Raw genomic sequence first — 1967 nt, 5'->3', positions numbered from 1 at the left:
CTCGCGCCGGCTCCGCAAGAAAATCGAGATGTTGTTCGCGCACCTCAAGCGCATTCTCAAGCTCGACCGTTTGCGTTTACGAGGTCCAAACGGCGCGCGCGACGAGTTCATCCTCGCAGCCACCGCCCAAAACCTTCGAAAGATGGCCAAGCTGATCCCGATGCCCACCCCGACGCTCGCATAGGGTCAGTAAGAGCAGTTCCGGCCACGTCGCGACGGAGCTATTACAACGAAATACTGCCGGCCTTTTTCAACGGAATCGGTCACAAGCGGACGGATCGGCAGACGTCGCCGTAGGTCGGCAAAGGGGCAAAGAGACGATCAGGTCAAGCTAGCAGCGCGTGGGATCCAATGTATATTCGCCAGATTGTTTTCGCCGTCGTGGCGCTCGGCGCTTTCATTCGGCTCGGGCCTGCCACGGCTGGAGATGGCTTCCCGGCAGCGGAGTGGGAGCGCGTCACCCCTGCAGAATTGGGGTGGTCAGAGACCGAATTGGCCCAAGCGCGATCCTTTTCGGATCAGATTCGCTCGAGCGCGGTTGTGATCGTTCAGCATGGAAAGGTGGTGGCCGAGTGGGGCAATACGACAAAGCCTATGGAACTCGCTTCGATCCGCAAGAGCCTGCTCAGCGCACTGATCGGCATCGCAGTGTCGGATCGCCTGATCAAGCTCGACAGCACGCTCGGCGAACTCGGCATCGACGATAATCCGCCTGGCCTGACCGGGATCGAGAAGGAAGCGACGGTGCGCGAACTCCTCGAAGCGTGTTCGGGGGTCTACCACGCGGCACTCTATGAAACGCCGGACATGGCCAAGATGAGACCGCCACGCGGCAGCCATCCGCCCGGCACCTTCTGGTACTACAACAATTGGGACTTCAACGCGCTAGGCACGATCTACGAGCACGCAACTAACACCGGGCTCTTCGAGGCGCTCGACCAAAAGATCGCAAAGCCAATCGGCATGCAAGACTACCGGCAACAGCATGGCAGCTACATCCGCGGCGGAGCGTCTATCCACCCCGCCTATGAGGTCCGCATGAGCGCACGGGACTTGGCGCGTTTTGCACTTCTCTACCTTCACAAAGGCAATTGGGCCGGACACCAGATCGTGCCGCGGGAGTGGGTGGAAGATAGCACGCGCAGCTATTCGAAAGCAGCGTTCGGGATGGGCTATGGCTATCTCTGGTGGATCGGTTTTCTGGGCGGTGACGTTGCGCCTACGGTGACTTTGCCCGAGGGCAGTTTTATGGCCCAAGGTGCCGGCGGCCAATACGCCTTAGTCGTACCCGCACTCGACCTTGTCGTGGTGCATCGTGTCGACCGCGATGCGCCCTACGTCGAACCTTCACTTCGCAACATGGCCAGGCTCTTCTGGCTCATCCTGAAGGCCGATGGCTATGATCCGGGGCCCGATGCTTCGCTCACCGCAGCAACCGGCGAAAGACCGACAGGTGAAACCCTGGCCGCAAGATTCAAGGGCAGGACGATCAGCTTCGGCCCAAAGCTTAAGAATGGTCCGTTATCCAAGCGATTCGAGCCCGACGGCCGGATGACTTATCCGCGCTGGGACGAGTCCTTTGGACCTGCAATCGGGACTTGGGCGGTGACGGAGGATAAGCTCTGTATCTTGATCTCGTCTGCTAGACGTCGTTGCTACATTCCAGTGCTGAACGGTGAGCAGATTGAGTTGTTCGACCAGCTTGGCGTCATGCAAATCGCCGGGGTGGCGCTGCCTCAGTGATCTGCATGCAGCAATCGGCTCGCGATGTGCGTTCAGGGTCATTCGCGACGGTTTAGACCGGCTCGGGCGAAGTCCGGTCTACCCTTAGATTCGGAAGTGATGGGGCACCGGCTAACCGACACGATGGGCCAGAAGCGGTCGTAGCGTCCAATCAATCTACCAGCAACCATAGGTAACAGACGCGAGCGGCTCCATCTAAACAAGAATGGATTGCTTCTCCATCT

2 protein-coding genes are annotated in these 1967 nt (G+C 59.2%); both read left to right on the top strand.

What is annotated here, in order from left to right:
• Window positions 1–184: transposase (locus IVB12_RS03315; RefSeq protein WP_247295629.1), on the top strand; the 184-nt coding region annotated here is incomplete at its 5' end.
• 167 nt (window positions 185–351) lie between these two features.
• Complete coding sequence (locus IVB12_RS03310; protein WP_247295627.1) at window positions 352–1743, top strand: serine hydrolase; 1392 nt, start codon at window positions 352–354, stop codon at window positions 1741–1743.
• Window positions 1744–1967 lie beyond the last annotated feature (224 nt).

It is taken from the genome of Bradyrhizobium sp. 179 (genome assembly GCF_023073535.1).
In the GTDB taxonomy this organism is placed as follows: domain Bacteria; phylum Pseudomonadota; class Alphaproteobacteria; order Rhizobiales; family Xanthobacteraceae; genus Bradyrhizobium.
This window is presented reverse-complemented; position numbering and strand designations above follow the sequence as displayed.

Excerpts from the sequence above, each read along its gene's own strand:
- IVB12_RS03310 (WP_247295627.1), top strand. The coding sequence starts at position 352 with ATGTATATTCGCCAGATTGTTTTCGCCGTCGTGGCGCTCGGCGCTTTC.